The organism is Pseudomonas sp. MAG733B, from assembly GCF_036884845.1.
GTDB lineage: Bacteria > Pseudomonadota > Gammaproteobacteria > Pseudomonadales > Pseudomonadaceae > Aquipseudomonas.
This window is the reverse complement of the sequence record NZ_CP145732.1, coordinates 6,315,126-6,336,889: the sequence shown is the minus strand read 5'-3', so window position 1 is coordinate 6,336,889 and position 21,764 is coordinate 6,315,126. Positions and strand designations below refer to the sequence as shown.

Here is a 21,764-nt window from a genome sequence, read left to right as displayed (position 1 = left end):
TGTGTTGCAAGACTTTAGAGGTATTGTTGTCTGTAAGTAAGTTTCCGTTTTTGGTGCGTGTAACTAACGGGCATAAAAAAACCGGCACAAGTGCCGGCTTTTTAACTACGGTTTAGCGGGGCTTATTAAGCGCCGTACACCGGCAGTTTCTTGCAGATGGTCTTGACCTTCTCACGAACGGCGTCGATCACCGCTTCGTTGTTCAGGTCAGCCAGGATGTCGCAGATCCAGCCGGCCAGTTCCTTGCACTCTGCTTCCTTGAAGCCGCGAGTGGTCACAGCCGGGGTGCCGAAGCGCAGGCCGGAGGTGACGAACGGGGAGCGTGGGTCGTTTGGCACGGAGTTCTTGTTCACGGTGATGAACGCTTTGCCCAGAGCGGCGTCGGCATCTTTACCGGAGATTTCCTGCTTGATCAGCGACAGCAGGAACAGGTGGTTTTCAGTACCGCCGGAAACCACGTCGAAACCGCGCTCGATGAATACGCTGGCCATGGCCTGGGCGTTTTTCACCACTTGTTGCTGGTAAGTCTTGAACTCAGGCTGCAGTGCTTCCTTGAAGCAGATCGCCTTGGCAGCGATCACGTGCTCCAGCGGGCCACCTTGGGCGCCCGGGAATACGGCGGAGTTCAGCTTCTTCTCGATGTCGGCGTTGGCGCGAGCCAGGATCAGGCCGCCACGTGGACCGCGCAGGGTCTTGTGGGTGGTGGTGGTCACGACGTCAGCGAATGGAACCGGGTTCGGGTAGACGCCAGCGGCGACCAGACCGGCCACGTGGGCCATGTCGACGAACAGGTAAGCGCCAACCTTGTCGGCGATTTCGCGGAAGCGCGGGAAGTCCAGAATCTGCGAGTAGGCAGAGAACCCGGCCACGATCATTTTCGGCTTGTGTTCAACAGCCAGGCGCTCGACTTCGTCGTAGTCGATCAGGCCGTTGGCGTCGATGCCGTACTGGACGGCGTTGTACAATTTGCCGGAGGAGGAAACGCTGGCACCGTGGGTCAGGTGACCGCCGTGGGCCAGGCTCATGCCCAGGATGGTGTCGCCAGCCGACAGCAGGGCCAGGTAAACGGCGCTGTTGGCTTGCGAGCCGGCGTGCGGCTGAACGTTGGCGTAATCGGCGCCGAACAGTTCTTTTGCACGGTCGATGGCCAGTTGCTCGACGATGTCGACGTACTCGCAACCACCGTAGTAGCGCTTGCCCGGGTAGCCTTCGGCGTACTTGTTGGTCAGTACCGAGCCTTGAGCTTCCATCACCGCAGGGCTGGTGTAGTTTTCCGAAGCGATCAGCTCAATGTGCTCTTCCTGGCGCTGAGCTTCTTGCTCCATGGCGGCAAAGAGATCGGCGTCGTACTTGGCAATAGTCAAATCACGGCTGAACATGGCGGTCCTCAAGGATCGGGGGCAGAAAAGGGGGGCATTCTACCCCAACGGGTTTTGGAAGGCATATGAAAGGACATCATGTCGCAGACAAGTGGGCTTCATGACTGACATGCGGTGTCTGTGCTGGCCCCATCGCTGGCAAGCCAGCTCCCACAATGTCCGTGCTTCGCCCCACAAATATTGGTCCACAGCAAGTCACTGTGGGAGCTGGCTTGCCAGCGATGAGGCCAGCTGCCTCGCTGCAATACTTCAGTCAAACATGAACAGCGCATCATCGCTGAACTGCACTTCGAACTTGTCCGCCGGCATCGGCCGCCCGAACAGATACCCCTGAACCTCATCGCAACCGTGTTCCCTGAGGAAATCCAGCTGCTCCTGAGTTTCCACGCCCTCGGCGATCACCGCCAGGTTGAGGCTGTGGGCCATGGCGATGATCGCCCGGGCGATCTGCGCATCCTGTTCACCCGACGGCAGGCCATCGACGAAGGTGCGGTCGATTTTCAGCACGTCGATCGGGAACTGCTTGAGGTAGTTGAGCGATGAGTAGCCCGTGCCGAAGTCGTCGACCGCAATGCTCAGGCCGAGGTTTTTCAAGCCGTCGAGAATCTGCATCGCCTCGCTGACTTCGCGCATCAGGATACTTTCGGTCAGTTCCAGCTCCAGGCACGCCGGCGGCAGGCCGGTTTCCTTGAGGATGGTGGCGATCCGCGTACCGAGCTGGCCGTCGGAGAACTGCCGCGCGGAAATGTTCACCGACACCTTCGGTACGCGCACCTTGGCTTGATGCCAGGTCTTGAGCTGGCGGCAGGCTTCGCTGATCACCCAGTCGCCGACATCCACCACCAGACCGAGCTCTTCGAGCACCGGAATGAAATCCCCCGGCGGCACCAGGCCGCGACGCGGGTGGCGCCAGCGCAGCAGCGCTTCGGCGCCGGTCAAACGTTTGCCATCGCCGCTGAATTGCGGCTGGTAATACAGCACGAACTCGTTCTGCTCCAGTGCGTGACGCAAGTCGCTTTCCAGCTCCAGACGCTCCAGGGCGCTGGCGTTCATGTCCGCCTGATAGAACTGGAAGTTGTTCTTGCCGCGCTCCTTGGCGTGGTACATCGCGGTGTCGGCATTCTTCATCAACTGGCTGAGTTCGTTGCCGTCCTGCGGGCTCAGGGCGATGCCGATACTGGCCGTGACAAAGAACTCGCGGCCTTCGAGCACGAACGGTTTTACCAGGCTGGCGAGAATCTGTTCGGCCACGTGGATCGCCCGGTTCAAGGCAATTTCACGGTTGGCCCGTGGTTGCAGGAGCAAGGTGAACTCGTCACCGCCCATGCGCGCCACGGTATCGTCATCATCGACACAACCGAGCAGGCGCGTGGCCATTTCCTTGAGCATGCGGTCGCCGGCGGCGTGGCCCAGGGAGTCATTGATCGGTTTGAAACGGTCGAGGTCGAGGAACATCAGCACCACCCACGACTTCTGCCGTTCGGCCGCTTGCAACGCGGTGTGCAGACGATCCTGGAACAGCGTGCGGTTGGGCAGGTGCGTCAAGGCGTCGTAATAGGCGAGGCGGTGAATGCGCTGCTCACTGGCCTTGCGCTCGCTGATGTCGCTGAAGAAGCACACGTAACTGGCCAGGTCGCCTTCGTCGTCCAGTACGGCGGTGATGCCGACCCACGCCGGGTAATGTTCGCCATTGCGGCGCTTGAGCCAGACTTCGCCTTCCCAGGTGCTGTTCTGGTTCAGTTGCTTGAGCACGTAGCGCAGATGGGCTTCCTGCTGCTCGTCAACGGTCAGCATGTTCGGCAACTGGTCGAGCACCTGTTCCACCGCATAACCGCTGACGCGGCTGAAGGCTTCGTTGGCCTGGACGATGTAGCCGGCCGGGTCGGTGATCAGGATCGCCGACGTCGAGTGTTCGAATACCGTGGCGGCCATGCGCAGGTCTTTTTCGGCGCGGCGCTGCTGGCTGATGTCGCGACCAACCCCAAGTACGCCTTCGAATGCGCCGTGCTCGTCCCAGACCAGTACCAGCCGCAGCTCGATCGGAATCTTGCGCCCATCGGCCCGCAAGCAATCGAACAGGAACAACTGGGTCTGCACCTGGTTGCGCAACAGTGCCAGTTGCTCGGGGTGATCCAGCGCTTTGCTGACCCGCTCCATCAGCGTGTAGATACCGGCCAGTTGCTGCGGGTTGGCGATGGTCGATTGCCAGCCGTTCTGGAAAATCCATTCGGCGTCGTAACCCAGCACGGCTTGCACCGACGGGCTGACGTAATTGAGCGTCATGCGGTTGTCGGTGGAAAAAATCACGTCGCTGATGCTTTCGGCGAGCATCCGGTAGCGCTGCTCGCTGTCGCGCAGGGACTCACTGGCTTCGATCTGTTCGGTGACGTCCTTGGCCACGCCGATGATGCGAGTCACCTGATCGTTCTTGTCCCGCGCCAGGGCCTGTTCGCGAATGTCGAAACGGCGCCATTCACCGTCGCGGTGACGGAAGCGCAACTGGCATTGCATCAATTGGCTGTAGCCACCTTGCCGCTGGCTCTGGCGCGAGCGGTGGTAGTAGTCGGCATCGTCGGGATGCAGCAGGATTTCCCAGAAATACTCGCCCATCTGGTGCAGCTCGGTACGGCTGTAACCGAGGGTCTGGCCCAGATGGTGGTTGCTGAAGATCATGCGCTGGCTGATCACGTCCTGCACATACAGGTGATCGGGCACGGTGCGCACCACATCGGACCAGAATCCTTCACGCTCTTGCAGCGACAACTCGATGAGCTTGCGGCTGGTGATGTCGGTGATGCTCAGGATCACCGCTTTATAGTCTTCAGGGCTTTCCGGCAGGCGCAGCACCAGCCACAGGTGCTGGTCGTTGCCGGCGGCGTCCTGGAGCCGGATTTCCAGTTCAAGCTTTTTCTGTTGGTTGAGCAGCGCTTCCAGGACTTGGTTGCCGATAGCGCTGCCGTCCAGCGGGTTGCCGTCGATCAGCAGTTTCCAGGCTTGATCGGAGGTGTTGACGTTGAGCAGTTGCAACGCGACCTGGTTGACCTCGGTAATGCGCAGCGCCTGTAATAACTGCTGGCGCTGCTCCGGGACCGCCAGCCACGTTTGCAGTTGATTGTTGCTCTGCATCTGGCCCTTGCCGAACACATTCTTGAGGCCGGACATGTCGAGCACGCACAACGCAACGCCGGTGCCTTCGAAAATCTCCTGATAGCGCCGACGGCCTTCATGCAACTGGCGCTGACGCCGGCGCATGTTCAGCAGGACGATGAACGGCAACATGGAAAAGGCCAGGCCCAGCAGGCATTTGCCGATGAAGGCCGGCAGCAGTTCTTCGAGTACGCGCTGGCGATCGAACAGCCCGCGCAGTTGCCAGTCGCTGCCGCTCAGCGGAACGGTCAGCACGCTATTGCTCAGGTCATCCTGGGTCAGCGTGCCGGGGTTGACCAATGGCAGCGCTTCATCGCGGCTGATGATCTGGTGGTTGAAGCGGTTTTCCACCAGCCACTGGGGACGGCCATCGGCTTCGTTCAACTTGGTCAAAGACGAGAAAAATGTCGGTTTGAAACGCAAGGCCCAATAGCCACGTGTGCTGCCGCTGGCTTGATGCAATAACAGGTGCACCATCGAACCATCGATGGCGTTGCTGAAATAGTGAGGCTGGGCACGGCTGCGCCGGACCAGTTCGCTCAGGTAGTCGGCGTCTTCGCTGTTGGCCGCGCTGTCCGTGATGATGGTGCCGGAAGGGCTGAGCAGGGCCAGGCTGGTCAGGTCAGGCAAGGACTTTTGCAGCTTGCGCAGCAGCTCCTGCTGTTCGTCGGTACTTTGCGGCTGTTCGACGATCGGTAGCAGGTTCATGGCGATCTGCGCGTTGAGCGCCATGTTCAGACTGACTTGCGCGGCCAGGTCGGCGGTGTAGTCGATGGTGTACTGACGCTGGCTTTTCTGGGTTTCGCGTAGCTGATCCAGCAGTTGCCAGAACAGCAGTGCGAGCAGCATCAGCACCAGGGTCGCCAACGCACCTTTGAGGGTTCCGCGCAGGGGCGAACCGGACGCCGCTGTCGGTGCACGGGTGGTCAAGGGCGAAGGGACATTGGACAAGCTGTAATCCTGCGGTTTGGCTGGACTGGCGCGACGTGCACTATAAGCCGGACGCCCGAAGGGCGGCTAGCATGCCTTGAGTTGTGGCAAAGTGCCAGCCCCGCTCGGCTGGACGGCCTTCTGTCATTCAGGTAGCTTTGCCGGTTACGCGGGAGCGTTCCAGCTCCTAAACTCAGACTTTTTTCAGCGCGCACGCTTTGGTCTCCAACTAAGCGGTCAACGCGCATGGTCTGGCCCGGGCTTCGCCTGCGCTCTATTCATTCATCAGTCACTGACCCAAGGTTCTCCATGGCTCAATACGTATTCACCATGCATCGGCTGGGCAAAGTTGTTCCGCCGAAGCGGGAAATCCTGAAAAACATCTCCTTGTCGTTCTTCCCTGGCGCCAAGATCGGCGTGCTCGGCCTCAACGGTTCGGGTAAATCCACGCTGCTGAAAATCATGGCCGGCGTCGACACCGAGTTCGAAGGCGAAGCGCGTCCGATGCCGGAGCTGAACATCGGTTATCTGCCGCAAGAGCCACAACTTGACCCGACCAAGACCGTGCGTGAAGTGGTCGAGGAAGCGGTCAGCGTCATCAAGAACGCCCAGGCGCGCCTGGACGAGGTCTACGCGGCTTACGCTGAAGAAGACGCTGACTTCGACAAACTGGCCGCCGAACAGGCCAAGCTCGAAGCGATCCTGCAGGCCAGCGACGGTCACAACCTCGATCGCCAACTGGAAGTCGCCGCCGATGCGCTGCGTCTGCCGGCCTGGGATGCCAAGATCGAAGTCCTGTCCGGTGGTGAAAAGCGCCGTGTGGCCCTGTGCCGTCTGCTGCTGTCCGCACCGGACATGCTGCTGCTCGATGAACCGACCAACCACTTGGACGCCGATTCCGTCGCCTGGCTGGAGCACTTCCTGCACGACTTCCCGGGTACAGTGGTAGCGATCACGCACGACCGTTACTTCCTGGACAACGTTGCTGGCTGGATTCTGGAACTCGACCGCGGCGCGGGCATTCCTTACGAGGGCAACTATTCGGGTTGGCTGGAAGCCAAGTCCGATCGTCTGGCTGCCGAATCCAAGCAGCAGTCGGCCCACGAAAAAGCCATGAAGGAAGAACTGGAGTGGGTGCGCAAAGGCGCCAAGGCCCGCCAGTCGAAATCCAAGGCTCGTCTGCAACGCTTCGAAGAAATGCAATCGCAGGAATTCCAGAAGCGCAGCGAAACCAACGAGATCTACATCCCGGCCGGTCCACGCCTGGGCGACAAGGTCATCGAATTCAAGAACGTCACCAAGGGCTACGGCGATCGCGTGCTGATCGACAACCTGTCGTTCTCCATGCCGAAAGGCGCCATCGTCGGCGTGATCGGCGGTAACGGTGCCGGTAAATCGACCCTGTTCCGCATGTTGATGGGCAAGGAAACTCCGGATTCGGGCAGCATCGAAGTCGGTGAAACCGTGCAACTGGCCTGCGTCGACCAGAGCCGCGAAGACCTGGACGGCAGCAAGACTGTGTTCCAGCAGATCTCCGACGGTTCGGACCAGATCCGCATCGGCAACTACGAGATCCCGTCGCGTACCTACGTCGGTCGCTTCAACTTCAAGGGCGGCGACCAGCAGAAGTTCGTCAAGGACCTGTCCGGTGGTGAGCGCGGTCGCTTGCACCTGGCCCTGACCCTGAAGGAGGGCGGTAACGTCCTGCTGCTCGACGAACCGTCCAACGACCTCGACGTTGAAACCCTGCGTTCCCTGGAAGAAGCCCTGCTGGACTTCCCGGGCGCCGCCATTGTGATCTCTCACGATCGGTGGTTCCTGGACCGCGTCGCGACGCACATCCTGGCGTACGAAGATGACTCGCAAGCGGTGTTCTTCGAAGGCAACTACACCGAATACGAAGCCGATCGCAAAAAGCGTCTCGGCGAAGCAGCTGCCCAGCCGCATCGTGTACGGCACAAAAAGCTGGCCTGATTTCGGGTTGGTTGCATAAAGAGCGGAGCCTTCGGGCTCCGTTTTTTTTGGCCGGTTTTTCAGGGATACCGAGGAGAATTCATCGCTGGCAGGCCAGCTCCCACAAAGTATTGTGCAGGCAATAAATCCCGTTCCACCGCCAACCCCTGTGGGAGCCAGCCTGCTGGCGATGATGGTGTAACTGTTGGTGCATGACTTGGAGATTAGCTCCCTATTCAGGTGCAAAACCGACCAAAAAACGGGTCTGATTTATATCCTGTGCACCATTTAATTTCACAAATGCGACATTCTGCTCTGTTCTTGTGCGCGATCCGTTTGTTAAAGTCCGGCCCAATCTCTCCCAACGACAATAAATTTGCCGAGACTTTTCCATGATCGAATCCGTCGAATCCTTCCTTGCCCGCCTGAAAAAACGCGACCCGGATCAACCTGAATTCCACCAGGCCGTCGAAGAAGTTTTGCGCAGCCTGTGGCCGTTTCTCGAAGCCAATCCGCACTACCTGACCTCGGGCATTCTGGAGCGCATCTGTGAGCCGGAGCGGGCGGTCGTGTTTCGGGTTTCCTGGGTCGACGATCACGGCAAGGTGCAGGTCAATCGCGGTTTCCGCATCCAGATGAACAGCGCCATCGGCCCGTACAAGGGCGGGTTGCGCTTCCATCCTTCGGTGAACCTCGGTGTATTGAAGTTCCTCGCGTTCGAGCAGACTTTCAAAAACTCGCTGACTTCGCTGCCCATGGGCGGCGGCAAGGGCGGTTCGGACTTCGACCCTAAAGGCAAAAGCGATGCGGAAGTCATGCGCTTCTGCCAGGCCTTCATGAGTGAGTTGTACCGTCACATCGGCGCCGACGTTGACGTGCCGGCCGGTGACATCGGCGTCGGTGCGCGCGAAATCGGGTTCCTGTTCGGTCAATACAAGCGCCTGAGCAACCAGTTCACCAGCGTGCTGACCGGCAAAGGCCCGAGCTACGGCGGCAGCCTGATTCGTCCGGAAGCCACCGGTTTCGGTTGCGTGTACTTCGCTGAAGAAATGCTCAAGCGTCGTGGCCTGACGGTCGAGGGCAAACGCGTAGCGATCTCCGGTTCCGGCAATGTCGCGCAATACGCTGCGCGCAAGGTCATGGACCTGGGCGGCAAAGTGATTTCGCTGTCGGACTCCGAAGGCACGTTGTACTGCGAAAGCGGTTTGACCGAAGCGCAATGGCAAGCGGTGCTGGAGTTGAAAAACGTTCAGCGCGGGCGCATCAGCGAACTGGCCGGGCGCTTTGGCCTCGAGTTTCTCGCGGGTCAACATCCGTGGGGCTTGAGTTGCGATATCGCACTGCCATGTGCCACACAAAATGAACTGGATGCCGAGGCGGCGCATGCGTTGCTGCGCAACGGCTGCATCTGTGTGGCCGAGGGCGCGAACATGCCGACCACGCTGGAAGCCGTGGACCTGTTCATCGAAGCGGGCATCTTGTTCGCGCCGGGCAAGGCGTCCAACGCCGGTGGCGTTGCCGTAAGCGGTCTGGAGATGTCGCAGAACGCCATGCGCCTGCTGTGGACCGGCGGTGAAGTGGACAGCAAGCTGCACGCGATCATGCAGTCGATCCACCACGCCTGTGTGCATTACGGTGAGGAGAACGGTCAGGTCAATTACGTCAAAGGCGCGAACATCGCCGGCTTCGTCAAAGTCGCCGATGCGATGCTGGCCCAAGGCGTGGTTTAAGCCGGTTCGATGCGGATGATCTCGATCAGCTGGTCACCGGCCGGGCGTTGCCACAGCACTTCATCATTGAGCTGTGCGCCGAGTAACGCCCGGCCGAGAGGCGAGCCCCAATTGATCAGGTCATGGGCTGCATCGGCCTGATCTTCACCTACCAGTTGCACGCGGCGTTCGCTGTCGTGTTCATCGGCATAAGTCACCCAGCTACCGATCTGCACTTTTTCGGTAGACGTCGCAACCGGCACCACTTGTGCGCTGCCCAGCCGCTGCTTGAAGTAGCGCAGATCCCGTTCGAGATCGGCCAGGCGTTGTTTGTCCGCCTGTTCGCCCTTGGCTGTTTGCTCGGCATGCAGGGCTTGCAGCTCAGCCACCTTTTCCTGCAACAGGCTCAGGCCTTGCGGGGTGACGTAGTTGGGTTGCGCACTGACCTGCCGTTCGACCGGCTGATCGGCTTGCGCGGCGGCGTTATCTTCGTTGACGAATGCCCGGCTCATGGATTTCTCCCGTTATAGGAATTGGGCCATGGTTGCAGGCTTTTAGTTTCGGCGGATGTCTGTCCCCATTCAACACCACAAAACTACTGTAGGAGCGAGCCTGCTCGCGATGGCGGTTTATCAGCCAACTGCGATATCGACTGAAGTTGCGCTATCGCGAGCAGGCTCACTCCTACAGGGGTTGCGGTGTGTTTAGGTCAATAGTGATACCACTTCACCTCAAGCATCACTTCGTTTTCGGGCGTCGCCAAATGGCTGAACTCGCGCTGGGCGCTCAGGCGCAAGCCCAGGTTGCGCGACAGCTCCCATTGCTGATTCAAACTGATGGACCGGCGCACTTCGCCATTGGTGAAGAAATCGCCTTTGGTTTCGAGGCTCAAGTTGCCCAACGGGTTTTTCCACAGCAACCCCGTGTTGAAACCCGCCGCCGGGGAAATGAATTCGGCGAAGTCATTGTTGTGCTCCACACGCACAGTACCCAAGGCAAAACCGAGCATGTCGTCGGCCAGTTGCCAGGTTCCACCACCGCCGCCGTTGACGTGGCTGACCAGGGTTTCATCGTCATGCTTGCCCGGCACTCGCTCCAGGCCACCGGTGACCTGCCACGACAGCGGTTGCAGCAACTCATTGCGCGGGGTCAGGGAGCGAATGGTTGCCAGGTCCAGTTGCTGCACCTGCCAGTCATTACCTTCGTACTGGCGCAGCTTCAGTTGCAGGATTTCGATCTGCGCGCCGAGGGGGAAGCTTTCCGAATTGTCGTTGAGGTCGTGATAGGCCATGCGCAGGCCGTATTCGCCGAACGCACGGTCGCCACGGGTGCCGACACCGACCTGCCACGTGCGGGATTCGTGGCCATCTTCGGGCAGGCCCGGTTGCGGGATAACCAATTCCGGTGCCGGGTTCTGGTTGATCGCCCGCAGCAGTTCGAAGCTGCGTTGCGCTCGCGCTGGATCACGCTCCTGGCCGTTGGCGCGATAGCGTTCCAGGCGATAGGCCGCATCGATGATCAGCGCCTGACGGTCGCGGGGTTGGGCCTTGAATTCCGGCGTTTGCAATTGCTTCTGGTCAGCACTGACTTTCAGCACCCACTGCTGCTCTTCCGGGTTCAATGGCTCGGCGCGGCTCAGCAACTCTCGCTCACGGGAAGGGCGGTACTGGATCGATTCCACCAGCCCGGCTTCTTTCACGGCTTTGACGGTATCGGTCGGGATGGCGGTCAGCGGGAATTGTTCGGTCAGGCGCAGGCTCGGGCGGGCCACTTGCAGCAGTTCCAGCAGGCGATAGGAACAGTTTTCGTCGAAGAAGAAGTAATCGAACTTGATCTGCTTCAACTCCCAGACGTGCTCGACCATGCGCGCGGTTTCCGCTTGTGTCAGGTTCAGCCGGTACTCCCACAGGTCGCGGTTTTCCAGGCTGCGGTACTCCGAGAGCTTTTCCTGGTATGGCACCAGCGCGAACAGCCCGGGATAGCCGCCCATCAAGCCTTTCCAGGCGTAAAGGATGCTGTTGTCGGAGCCTTCGATGTAGGCGCCAAAATTGATCGCGTAACTGAGCAGTGAGGTCTTGTCGCTCTGCACATCAGCTTGGTCGATGCGCAGAAGGGTGTGGCCGAACATCGACGATGGACTGTTCAAATAGGCCGCCGGGAAGATCATCACCGCGCTGTGGGGCGAGACGTCCTTGAACCACTGCTTGAACTCGGCGCAGTCCAGTGTCGGCAAATCGGTCAGATTCAATTGTGCCTTGAGCCAACGCGTGCGGGCAGGGTAAACGCATTGGGCGTGCTGCTCGCCGGCACTCGCCGGCGCGTACAAGGCCTGTACGGTAGCGGCCAGTTCATGATCGGGATGTTCGTTGCCATCCGCGGCGAGGAAGAATTTCGGGTCGCTGACATAGCTGCGCCAGCCGCCGAGCTTGGCGGTTTCGTAATGGCCCAGGGAAATCCAGAAAGGGTCGTTGGCCAGTTGCTGCAAACGTTGAGGGTCGATGTGAGGCGCGGCGGACAGCGGGGCGCAGACACAGAGCGCCAGCCAGGCAAGGCGTTTGAGCATAGTGGCAACTTAATACTTGAGAAAAAGACCCAAAGAGGGGCAGGTCCAAAAAACAAAACCCGCTTCCCGAAAGAAGCGGGCGGGTCGAGCTTATGCCTGAGTGGCGTACTTGGCCAGACGAGGATCGTTCTTCAGAACGGCCAGGGTGTTGGTATGCACATCTTCGGCAGTCACGTCAGCCTTGCTGAAGATCTGCTGGAAGTGCTCGTGAGTGACGGCGGCGAAGTGCGCACGGTCTTCCGGCGCCACGCCCAGTACCACGGCATAGGTAGTTAGCGCTTCGCCGTTACCTTTGGCCATGTCTTCGGACAGCTCGTTCATCATGCCATTCATGGCAAACCAGGATTTGCCGCCATAGGTCAGCGACGCGTTGGTCGAGCAACCGTTGGTACCGGAGGTCATACCGAAGGTTGCGTTGCCGGAAGTGCCGTTGGTGGTGGATGCCAGGAAGTGAGCCGGGGTGCCACGCTGACCTTCGAACAGCATGTTGCCCCAACCGCAATCCGGGCCGCCTGGCGCCTGAGCCATGGCGTTGATGGATACAGCGGTGAAGAGAGTACCGAGAAGAATCCGTTTCATAGCTTTGTTCTCTTTATGTGCGTACCAATGGACAAGGGATCTGGCCCGTTCCGGTGCCAGTGGGCCGGTTATTAGTCCAGCCGCGCAGTTTGGAGTTTAGGCACGATCGCGCGGTTCCGTGATTTTTTGCAAAACATTTGCCGCAAACAGTGATTTGGCGCACGCCCGCAGCGGCGGCATGACTTGTCTATGCTTTGGTCTGAGGCGCTCCTTGCCAGTCAGGTACAGGCAGCGCCAGAATGCCGCTATCTGCCCCGCCTGATCTAAGGAAGCCCGATGCCTGATCCTGTTGCTGCCAGCTTGCGTCTAGCGCCCGAAGCGCTGACCCGTCCGTTTTCCGCTGAACAGTTCAGCTTCTCTACCACCAATGATCTGGAGCCCTTTCGCGGTGTGCTTGGCCAGGAACGTGCTGTCGAAGCCTTGCAGTTCGGTGTGGCCATGCCACGCCCCGGTTACAATGTGTTCGTCATGGGTGAGCCCGGCACCGGCCGGTTTTCGTTCGTCAAACGCTACCTGAAAGCCGAAGGCAAACGCCTGCAGACCCCGGCGGACTGGGTCTACGTCAATAATTTCGATGAGCCGCGCGAACCTCGCGCACTGGAGCTGCCGTCGGGTACCGCCGGTAATTTCATTGGTGATATCAACGGTTTGATCGACAACCTGCTGGCAACTTTCCCAGCCGTTTTCGAGCACCCGTCCTACCAACAGAAAAAGAGCGCCATCGACCGCGCCTTCAATCAGCGCTACGACAAGGCTCTGGATATCATTGAGCGTCTGGCCCTGGAAAAGGACGTCGCTCTCTACCGCGACAGCAGCAACATCGCGTTCACCCCGATGCTTGAAGGCAAGGCCCTGGACGAAGCGGAATTCGCCCAGTTGCCGGAAGCTGAGCGCGAGCGTTTCCATGAGGACATCTCGTCCCTCGAAGAGCGCTTGAACGAAGAGCTCGCCAGCCTGCCGCAATGGAAGCGAGAGTCGAGCAATCAACTGCGCCACCTCAACGAAGAAACCATCACCCTGGCCTTGCAGCCGTTACTTTCGCCGTTGTCGGAGAAGTACGCCGAGAACGCGGCGGTGTGCGGTTACCTGCAAGCGATGCAGGTTTACCTGCTCAAGACCGTGGTCGAGCAACTGGTGGACGACAGCAAGACCGACGCCGTCGCCCGCAAACTGCTGGAAGAGCAATACGCGCCGAGCCTGGTGGTCGGTCATTCGGCCAGCGGCGGTGCGCCGGTGGTGTTCGAACCGCACCCGACCTACGAAAACCTGTTCGGCCGTATCGAATACAGCACCGATCAGGGCGCGTTGTACACGACGTATCGGCAATTGCGACCGGGTGCGCTGCACCGCGCCAACGGCGGTTTCCTGATCCTCGAAGCGGAAAAAATGCTCAGCGAACCGTTCGTGTGGGACGCGCTGAAACGCGCCCTGCAATCGCGCAAGCTGAAAATGGAATCGCCGCTCGGTGAAATGGGCCGGTTCGCCACCGTCACGCTGAACCCGCAGCACATTCCGCTGCAGGTCAAAGTCGTGATCATCGGCGCCCGTCAGCTCTATTACACGCTGCAAGACCTCGATCCGGACTTCCAGGAGATGTTCCGCGTCCTGGTGGATTTCGACGAAGACATCCCGATGGTCGACGAGAGCCTGGAGCAGTTCGCCCAGTTGCTCAAAACCCGTACATCCGAAGAAGGCATGGCGCCGTTGACCGCCGATGCGGTGGCGCGTCTGGCGACGTACAGCGCGCGTCTGGCCGAGCATCAGGGGCGTTTGTCAGCACGGATTGGCGACCTGTTCCAACTGGTCAGCGAGGCGGATTTCATTCGCCATCTGGCGGGTGACGAGATGACCGACGCCGGGCACATCGAACGTGCGCTGAAGGCCAAGGCCACCCGTACCGGACGCGTGTCGGCGCGGATTCTCGATGACATGCTGGCGGGGATCATCCTGATCGACACCGATGGCGCGGCGGTCGGCAAGTGCAACGGCTTGACGGTGCTGGAAGTCGGCGATTCGGCCTTCGGTGTACCGGCGCGGATTTCCGCCACGGTGTATCCGGGCGGCAGCGGCATCGTCGACATCGAACGTGAGGTCAACCTCGGTCAGCCGATCCACTCCAAAGGCGTGATGATCCTCACCGGGTATCTGGGCAGCCGTTACGCCCAGGAATTCCCGTTGGCGATTTCCGCGAGTATCGCACTGGAGCAGTCCTACGGTTATGTGGACGGCGACAGCGCCTCTCTGGGCGAGGCGTGCACGCTGATTTCGGCCTTGTCGAAAACCCCGCTCAAACAGTGCTTTGCGATTACCGGTTCGATCAACCAGTTCGGTGAAGTGCAGGCAGTGGGCGGGGTCAACGAGAAGATCGAAGGCTTCTTCCGCCTCTGTGAAGCGCGCGGGCTGACCGGCGAGCAGGGCGCGATCATTCCGCAGGCCAACGTCGCTACGTTGATGCTCGACGAGAAAGTGCTGACGGCGGTGCGTGCCGGGCAGTTCCATGTCTACGCGGTACGCCAGGCTGATGAGGCCTTGAGCCTGCTGGTCGGCGAACCGGCGGGCGAGCCGGACGAGAACGGCGAATTCCCTGAAGGCAGCGTCAACGCACGGGTGGTGGAGCGCTTGCGGGTCATTGCGGAAATGATCAGTGAGGAAGATCTAAAAGAGGCTGAAAAGGAGATGGCGGTCGAGGCGCTGGTCGAGGCCAAGCCTGCGTGATGCATAACCTGTGGGAGCCGAGCTTGCTCGCGATAGCGGACTGACATTCAGCACCTGTGGTGACTGAACGTCCGCAATCGCGAGCAAGCTCGGCTCCTACAGGTGATCTATACAGTCCGAAAACGCCATCACTCTGGCGTCAATATTCACACAATGACCATTCGGCGCCTTCTGGTATCGAATGGCCTGCATCCCGCACTTTTCTTCTATTCTCTGCTCAAGGACAGGGACAGTAATCACTGGATCGAAACAGCCTTCCCGTGGAGGCTGAATACCGGATCTACCGAGGGTCGCCGCCATGTCGCGCAACCTCTGCCTCACTCGTCAATGCCTGGGTCTTGTGACCCGTATCGAATGCGCCATCAAGCCGTTGGCGGGTGATACGGGTATGTGGACCTTGCTCTTCGCCGCCGGAATGGCCGGCGAACAACCTTCAGCCATCAAAGCCCAGGGCCCGTTTCCTGGTCCGTTCGCGGCTGAATCCATCCTCGACACCATTGTTGAAAGCCTGACCTTGCACGGCTACGAACTCGCTGATGATCCGCAAATCTGGTGCCTGCATCTGCAAGCCCAGTTGCGCGAGATCAATGGCGGACGTTGCCGTAACGTCGGTGGCTTTGAGTTTCGGCCCGATCATTAGTCCGTTCTATTGGGCCAGCTTGGATGCATCAGCCTTGTCGAGTTTGACCTCGTAGCCATATTGCACGGTGGTGAGGTCAGTTCGCTGATAGGTTTCCAGGCGCGTGGGTTGGCCGTAGAAGTAATGGACGGCAAACAGCGCGGGGCCTTCTGTGCCTGCATCATGGGTGACTGCGAGAATTTCCTTGAGGTAATTGCCACTGTCGTCCTTGGCAAAAAACCGCCAGTCCTGCTCGGGGAACACTTTCAGGTCCACCACCAACGCGTTGCCTTTGAGCTCCAGGCCTTTGGGCAGTTGATGAGCGTCGATGCTCTGCTTGTCGACCGTCGCCAGGAACAGCGGCACGGAGCCCACCACGTAAGCGGGCGTTTCCGGAAACAGGTTCAGGTCATAGGTGATGGTGCCGCGAAGGGGATCGACCTCATACGCCTCCGGCGGCAGTTCGATCGGTTCATCGCGTTTGCCCCGGCTGTCCTCGGTGAAGAAGCTGACCGGGTTTTCGCCGGGATTGAAGGAGGTGCCAAGGAGTTCGTCATTGAAGCTTTTGAGGTGGCTGAATTCGACTCGGGCAGCGCTTGAGTCATCAACCGACTGAGTGATTTTGACCCCCTTCTTCAGTTGTTCCTCGGTCAAGGTCGCGCCCTTGAGCCAGCTCGGCGCCTGGTCGTCATACACCACCACCGGCAAGTTCAAGGGCTGGATGGTTTTCTGCGTGGTGTGACGGTCAAAGCGACGCACCGGCAGATCCAGATCCTTGCGGGTCACCGTGACGGCTGAAAAGTCCAGTAGGCTCACTTCGAGAGTTTCGATCGGTCCGTTGAAATACACTTTCGAATAACGATGGGTTTGTTGCTTCTCGAAGGTGCGGTGCTCTTCATCGAGCTGCTTTTCGAACGCTTCGCTCCAGGATTTCTGTTGCTGCATTTTCACCAACTGCTTCTGGTAGAAAGCGATTTGCGCAGCGGTTTCATTGATCGAGCCGGAGCGCGAGAGAAATTGCCCGCTGGCATCCTTGGCCTGGACGATCAGCGGGTTGAGCGGTGTTTCTACGATCTCCGGGGCTTGTGGCGCACTGTTGCTGAATTCGAGTTCTGCGTAGTTATTGGCCAGCTTCAGCAGGGTGACGCTGACGTTGTCGTTGGTGCGCGTCTGGCCGACATCCTTTTTCGTCAGGTCGAAGCTGTAGAGCCGATGGGGGGCGATGACTTCGATCTTGCCTTGCAGGCTGAGCGGTTGCGGCTGGTTCTTGATATCGGCATCCAGGCCTTCGATGAACGGATACGCCACGGTCAGGTCATCGGGATTGTTCAGGTTGGAGCTCGACGGACTCAACTGAATGCCGGGATCGGTTTCCGACCATTCCGGCTGGAAGGCGATGACGCGTTTGTTGCTCAGCGTGACCGATTGCCATTCCAGGCCATGGGGAAACAGAAACGCCGCCGGAATGCTGAAATTGAAAGGAAATACGGGTTGCAGGTCGGTGAGGTAGTCGGAGCTGGAATCTTTATGCAACACGAACAGGCCGTTGATGTAGGTGTCGACCAGTGCCTGGGGCGAGGGGTAGTGCTTGAGGACGGCGAGGGCGTCTTCACCGTATTCGGTCTCCACCGGTTTGCTGTCGAGCTTGAGTTGCGCCCGTTCGAGCAGCAGCAGCGAGCCGCCAAGTTCCGCCACGGCGTCCTTGAGTTTCGGGTCCTGGATCGCATCCAGCGACTTTTCGAACTGCGCAGTCTTTTCCTCCAGGCTGACCTGGCGTTTTTCATCGCTCGGCGAGCAGGCGCTCATCAGCAACGCCAGGCAGATTCCTGCACCGGTTAAAGGCAAGCGCGCATCCATTTCCTGTCTTCCTGTCCGATATCACTGAGCTGTCAATGGTTTGGACACTAGCAGAAAAACCTTGATGTACACGCGCAGGTGGCGGATTTCCCGATGGTTTCTGGGTGTAACAGCGGGCTGCTATACTCGCGTCGATTTTCAGACCACCTGTGAGATTCAATGGAACGCTTTATCGAAAATGCAATGTACGCCTCCCGCTGGTTGCTGGCGCCGATCTACTTCGGCCTGTCCCTCGGGTTGCTGGCCCTGGCGCTGAAGTTCTTCCAAGAAGTCTTCCACGTCATCCCCAACGTTTTTTCGATGGCCGAGTCGGACCTGATCCTCGTGCTGCTGTCGCTGATCGACATGGCGCTGGTGGGCGGTTTGCTGGTGATGGTGATGATTTCCGGTTACGAAAACTTCGTTTCCCAACTCGACATCGACGACAGCAAGGAAAAGCTCAACTGGCTGGGCACCATGGACTCTTCGTCGCTGAAGATGAAAGTGGCCGCTTCCATCGTGGCGATTTCCTCGATTCACTTGCTGCGCATCTTCATGGACGCCAAGAACGTCGATCCCGAGCATTTGCAGTGGTACGTGATCATTCACATGACCTTCGTGGTGTCGGCCTTTGCCATGGGTTACCTGGATAAAGTGACCAAGCACTGATCAACATTCAGCGCTGTACCCGCCGCCCGTCTGTTGCAAAACAGACGGGCGGCGTCGTTTGTGGCTTGTACTTTGATGCGTCGAGGCCTATCCCTGTAGAGGTAATGGCTCGCCACTGTGTGAGGTGCCTTCATGAACCTGCAAGAGTTGAATGCCTATGCCGTCGCCGGGAAGGTCGACGAGCTGAACCTGATCTCGATGGAGGGGGGGATTTATCTGCTGGAAGCGCGGATGCATGGCGCCGCGTATCCCCTGAGCGATAAACGCGGCGAAATGATGCATTTGCGTTCGGTCGAGCACGCTCGCGAAGTGCTTCACTCCTTTCCCAAGCTGAACTTCAACCTCGTGCACAACCTGGTGCATGACGAGATGTGCGGGCTCGGCGGCATTGACGAAAGCCTGAAGGTGCCGATCGACCAGCGATCTCCACGACAGGGCTGACACCCCTCATCAACGCGGTGGCAACTGTGCTAGTCTGCTGGCCCTTTTGGTTTCGGGCGCTCCGGGACGCGCTGTGCATGCACGGCAAGTTCCTGGTCCGTCCGCACAGCGGAGCAGTGTCATGTCCGAAGTAAATCTGTCCACCGACGAAACTCGCGTCAGCTACGGCATTGGCCGTCAGCTGGGCGACCAACTGCGCGACAACCCGCCACCGGGCGTTAACCTGGACGCGATCCTGGCAGGTCTGACCGACGCATTCGCCGGTCTGCCAAGCCGTGTCGGCCAGGAAGAAATGTCCGCCAGCTTCAAAGTGATCCGTGAAATCATGCAAGCCGAAGCTGCAGCCAAGGCTGAAGCGGCCGCTGGCGAAGGCCTGGCCTTCCTGGCTGAAAACGCCAAGCGTGACGGCATCACCACCCTGGCTTCCGGCCTGCAGTTCGAAGTTCTGACTGCCGGTGAAGGCGCCAAGCCATCCCGTGAAGACACCGTGCGTACTCACTACCACGGCACCCTGATCGACGGCACCGTGTTCGACAGCTCCTACGAGCGTGGCCAGCCTGCAGAATTCCCGGTTGGCGGCGTGATCGCTGGCTGGACCGAAGCCCTGCAACTGATGAATGCCGGCAGCAAATGGCGTCTGTACGTGCCGAGCGAACTGGCTTACGGCGCTCAAGGCGTTGGCAGCATTCCGCCGCACAGCGTACTGGTGTTCGACGTCGAGCTGCTCGACGTTCTGTAAGCATTTGATCGTGTAGGAGCAAGGCTTGCCCGCGATAGCAGCACCTCGGTATCAAAATTGAACCGAGTTGCTTGCATCGCGAGCAAGCTCTGCTCCTACAGGGTTTGCGATGCTATTCATACTTCAATCTTGTGATTCAGTTCATGCGACGGGCGCAATGCCCGGGCATAGCAGAACAGAAACAGGTTGCGCACTACTTCCTTGAGCACCACCGGCTCGCTGGAATTCAGGCCATTGAGGTCAAGATCACCCTGATCCTGAAGTTCACTCAAGGCTTCCTCTTCAAGTACCGCACAGACTTCCCCGGTTTCGCGATGCAGAATCCTGAGGTAAGGGTGTGGGCGGTCCAGCCAGGCATCGATTAAGTAAGTCATGAATTCTCATCTCCATTGATTGGTTTCAATGAGAATAATTCCTATTCAATAAATAGCAAGGACCTATTGGCGGTTTGGGCTTTTTTCCGGGTAAAGATTGCGTAAGGTCAAAACGGCTGGCCTTTAGCTATTGCGAGGATTTGCTGGGTGAAGCAGGGGAGGGCGAAGCACCATCCCACGCCTGGCGCGGGATGGAATACAGCAGGTTCAGACTTTTCTGACGAACTCGGATTTGAGTTTCATCGGGCCGATACCGTCGATCTTGCAGTCGATGTCGTGATCGCCATCGCACAGGCGGATGTTCTTCACCTTGGTGCCGACCTTGACCACCAGCGACGTGCCCTTGACCTTGAGGTCCTTGATCACGGTAATGGTGTCGCCGTCCTGCAGGACGTTACCGACCGAATCCTTTTTCACCGCGTCATCGGACACCGCTTCGGCTTCGCCGCTTGCGGACCACTCGTGAGCGCACTCGGGGCAGATCAGCTGGGCGCCGTCCTCGTAGGTGTATTCGGAATTGCATTTCGGGCAGGGTGGCAACGTGCTCACTAAGGCTCCTTGGATTCAGGATCGTTAAAAAGCGCACATTGTATAGGGTTTTCCAGGTGCGGGGAGTTGAAAGCAAAAGATCGCAGCCTTCGGCAGCTCCTATGTATGGACTCGCACCCACTGTCTACCCGCTTTTGAAAAACCGCTGCCCCGTTGCATCTATGTATTAGGCCTATTCGTGGAAGCCGTCTTCGGCTTCTGGCCAAAATTGGAAAAGCTCGTGGTATGCCGATTACAGTCAGGCCTCGAAGGCCAGTAGGAGCTTAGGCATCAATCCACGCCGGTCTTACCTGGGGTCAATTTTTTTCAGCAGAGGGTCAGACGGTTAGTACCTCGGTGGCAGAACTCTGTCGCTCAGTGGCCCATCGTCGCTGGCTGGCCATCACCCGCGTGGCGACGATAAGTCTGGTCATTCTGTAGAAGCACCCAGACGATTCGCAGGTTGCGGTTGGCTAGCCTGATCGCAGCCTCCTTACGGCCCAACCGGCTCATCCAGTGCAACAAACGGCGGTCATCGGGTTGCTGGGAATCAGGTCGTAGTTGTTGCAGCACCGCATGGGCTCCCTGGATCATCAGGCTGCGTAAATAAGCATCACCTCGCTTGGTCATGTTCCCCAACCGGACCGTCTCCCCGCTGCTGTGCTGGTCAGGCACCATGCCAAAGTACGCGGCAAACTTGCGGGCATTGGGAAATCGCTCAGGCTTGGTTTCCTTGGCCACCAGTGCCGTGGCAGTGATCGGGCCGATGCCGCGCACAGTCATTAGCCGCTTCGCCGTCATGTCGGTGTTGGCGGCCACTTCCAGGCGTCCCGTCAGTACGCTGATGCGCTCGCCCAAATGGCGCCACTCGGCCAACAGTTCGTCGATCAGTTCACGCAGCAGGCCCGGCACCGGTTGGGTGGCATCTTCCAGCACCCGCGGAATTTTCTGGCTGATCGCAACATCGCCCTGTGCCAAGGCTACGCCGTGCTCAAGCAGCAGGCCGCGCATCTGATTACTGAGGGCCGTGCGTCGACGCACATAGCCCTGGCGGGCGCGATGCAACGCCTGCATTGCCAGCGCCGCAACGCTTTTGACCGGTACTGCGCAGATTTTTTCATCGCGATTAGCCCGCAGAATCGCCAGCGCATCGTTGCGATCATTTTTAGGCCCGCTGCGATGTGTGGCCACCAAACCGGCTGGAAGAATCCGCACCGGATTGCCTTGGTCTTGCAGCTGCCGGGCCCAGGCCTGGGCACCCGGACCGGTCTCCATCAAAACCACGACATGCGGCGGCAACTGTCGGAGAAAATCATAAAACGCCTCGCGCGACTTGATCCGCTGCTCGTAGAACACCTGGCCGAGGATATCTTCACCGGCGACCTGAAAGACCTGTTTGGCCAGGTCGACCGCCAAGGTTGTGCAGGCCGACAAATCGGAAGAAGACACGGATTGATCAAACGAACTATGATTTTTCATGGACTCGCCCTCGCTGTCGTTGGCTGTTTAGACTGCCACCGTGGCGCATTGACGCCTCGGCTTGGGCGAGTCCATCCAATTACAGGGTGGGTGTAGGAGCTGCC

At 59.1% G+C, this 21,764-nt stretch carries 16 protein-coding genes; 7 read left to right on the top strand and 9 right to left on the bottom strand.

Features of this window, described 5'->3' with window-relative positions:
• Positions 1 to 125 precede the first annotated feature (125 nt).
• The gene (gene glyA / locus V6Z53_RS29035; RefSeq protein ID WP_338583175.1) at positions 126 to 1,379 is read right to left on the bottom strand and encodes a serine hydroxymethyltransferase; all 1,254 of its coding nucleotides are present in this window, start codon (positions 1,377 to 1,379) and stop codon (positions 126 to 128) included.
• 249 nt (positions 1,380 to 1,628) lie between these two features.
• A complete protein-coding gene (locus tag V6Z53_RS29030) occupies positions 1,629 to 5,375 on the bottom strand; it encodes an EAL domain-containing protein (protein ID WP_338586589.1) in 3,747 nt (1,248 codons plus the stop codon).
• A 390-nt stretch (positions 5,376 to 5,765) separates the two neighbouring features.
• Between V6Z53_RS29030 and ettA the strand changes: the two genes are divergently transcribed.
• Positions 5,766 to 7,430, top strand: coding sequence for an energy-dependent translational throttle protein EttA (gene ettA, locus V6Z53_RS29025; RefSeq protein ID WP_338583173.1), 1,665 nt, complete (start codon positions 5,766 to 5,768; stop codon positions 7,428 to 7,430).
• Positions 7,431 to 7,801: 371 nt separating this feature from the next.
• Positions 7,802 to 9,139 (top strand): NADP-specific glutamate dehydrogenase, encoded by a 1,338-nt coding sequence (gdhA, locus tag V6Z53_RS29020; protein ID WP_338583171.1) that lies wholly within the window; start codon positions 7,802 to 7,804, stop codon positions 9,137 to 9,139.
• Here the strand turns inward: gdhA and V6Z53_RS29015 are convergent.
• The 3 genes from V6Z53_RS29015 to V6Z53_RS29005 form a co-directional block, all read right to left on the bottom strand.
• Entirely contained in the window at positions 9,136 to 9,630 is a 495-nt protein-coding gene (locus tag V6Z53_RS29015; protein WP_338583170.1) for a GreA/GreB family elongation factor, read from the bottom strand. The two genes, gdhA and V6Z53_RS29015, sit on opposite strands and share 4 nt — an antisense overlap.
• A gap of 197 nt (positions 9,631 to 9,827) precedes the next feature.
• A complete protein-coding gene (locus tag V6Z53_RS29010) occupies positions 9,828 to 11,681 on the bottom strand; it encodes a DUF4105 domain-containing protein (RefSeq protein WP_338583169.1) in 1,854 nt (617 codons plus the stop codon).
• A gap of 90 nt (positions 11,682 to 11,771) precedes the next feature.
• Positions 11,772 to 12,260, bottom strand: a complete 489-nt coding sequence (locus V6Z53_RS29005) for a DUF3015 domain-containing protein (RefSeq protein WP_192309054.1) — start codon at positions 12,258 to 12,260, stop codon at positions 11,772 to 11,774.
• A 276-nt stretch (positions 12,261 to 12,536) separates the two neighbouring features.
• Between V6Z53_RS29005 and V6Z53_RS29000 the strand changes: the two genes are divergently transcribed.
• Both V6Z53_RS29000 and V6Z53_RS28995 read left to right on the top strand, forming a co-directional pair.
• A complete protein-coding gene (locus V6Z53_RS29000; protein WP_338583167.1) occupies positions 12,537 to 14,975 on the top strand; it encodes an AAA family ATPase in 2,439 nt (812 codons plus the stop codon).
• 298 nt (positions 14,976 to 15,273) lie between these two features.
• Complete coding sequence (locus V6Z53_RS28995) at positions 15,274 to 15,615, top strand: hypothetical protein (RefSeq protein ID WP_338583165.1); 342 nt, start codon at positions 15,274 to 15,276, stop codon at positions 15,613 to 15,615.
• A gap of 6 nt (positions 15,616 to 15,621) precedes the next feature.
• Here the strand turns inward: V6Z53_RS28995 and V6Z53_RS28990 are convergent, their stop codons facing one another.
• A complete protein-coding gene (locus tag V6Z53_RS28990) occupies positions 15,622 to 17,451 on the bottom strand; it encodes a hypothetical protein (protein WP_338583164.1) in 1,830 nt (609 codons plus the stop codon).
• A 159-nt stretch (positions 17,452 to 17,610) separates the two neighbouring features.
• On the opposite strand from V6Z53_RS28990, the gene V6Z53_RS28985 reads away from it, so the two are divergent.
• From V6Z53_RS28985 to V6Z53_RS28975, 3 genes are all read left to right on the top strand, one after another.
• The gene (locus tag V6Z53_RS28985; protein WP_007970904.1) at positions 17,611 to 18,099 is read left to right on the top strand and encodes a TIGR00645 family protein; all 489 of its coding nucleotides are present in this window, start codon (positions 17,611 to 17,613) and stop codon (positions 18,097 to 18,099) included.
• A gap of 132 nt (positions 18,100 to 18,231) precedes the next feature.
• On the top strand, positions 18,232 to 18,540 hold the full coding sequence (locus tag V6Z53_RS28980) for a DUF6482 family protein (RefSeq protein WP_338583162.1): 309 nt from the start codon (positions 18,232 to 18,234) through the stop codon (positions 18,538 to 18,540).
• Between the two features lie 121 nt (positions 18,541 to 18,661).
• The gene (locus tag V6Z53_RS28975) at positions 18,662 to 19,279 is read left to right on the top strand and encodes an FKBP-type peptidyl-prolyl cis-trans isomerase (RefSeq protein ID WP_338583160.1); all 618 of its coding nucleotides are present in this window, start codon (positions 18,662 to 18,664) and stop codon (positions 19,277 to 19,279) included.
• Positions 19,280 to 19,395: 116 nt separating this feature from the next.
• Here the strand turns inward: V6Z53_RS28975 and V6Z53_RS28970 are convergent, their stop codons facing one another.
• The 3 genes from V6Z53_RS28970 to V6Z53_RS28960 form a co-directional block, all read right to left on the bottom strand.
• Positions 19,396 to 19,653, bottom strand: a complete 258-nt coding sequence (locus V6Z53_RS28970; protein ID WP_338583158.1) for a hypothetical protein — start codon at positions 19,651 to 19,653, stop codon at positions 19,396 to 19,398.
• 207 nt (positions 19,654 to 19,860) lie between these two features.
• On the bottom strand, positions 19,861 to 20,202 hold the full coding sequence (locus V6Z53_RS28965; RefSeq protein ID WP_020798653.1) for a zinc ribbon domain-containing protein YjdM: 342 nt from the start codon (positions 20,200 to 20,202) through the stop codon (positions 19,861 to 19,863).
• A gap of 354 nt (positions 20,203 to 20,556) precedes the next feature.
• Positions 20,557 to 21,615, bottom strand: coding sequence for an IS110 family transposase (locus V6Z53_RS28960; RefSeq protein WP_338586588.1), 1,059 nt, complete (start codon positions 21,613 to 21,615; stop codon positions 20,557 to 20,559).
• Between the last annotated feature and the right edge of the window lie 149 nt (positions 21,616 to 21,764).